Source organism: Herbidospora sp. RD11066, assembly GCF_054661255.1.
In genome coordinates this window covers 1-251 of sequence record NZ_BAAGDO010000276.1, presented here as the reverse complement: position 1 = coordinate 251, position 251 = coordinate 1, and the positions used below count along the sequence as shown (strand labels likewise).

At 45.0% G+C, this 251-nt stretch carries 1 protein-coding gene; it reads right to left on the bottom strand.

Features of this window, described 5'->3' with window-relative positions; all coding sequences use genetic code 11:
* Positions 1-251, bottom strand: a 251-nt coding sequence (locus ACYQ78_RS39915; protein WP_459806200.1) for a penta-EF hand family protein, incomplete at its 5' end; no start/stop codon positions are given.

Here is a 251-nt window from a genome sequence, read left to right as displayed (position 1 = left end):
CTAAGCAATGAGGAGGGCCAAAACAGTCAGCATGAACGCCTCATACGCAAAGGTCGCATTCCCTGAGTATGATGTGTCCTTCTCCTTGAACTTTACTGTTAGGCCCTTAACAGTCAAGCAGCACTCGATGAAGTTGTCATATTCAATAGCCTTGTTCTTTCCACCACTCTTGTCAAACTTGGAAACTAGCAAATCCAAAACCACAGGTGAAACTGCTAAGCCAAGGCTCATAAGGGCCTCTCTCAATTCAT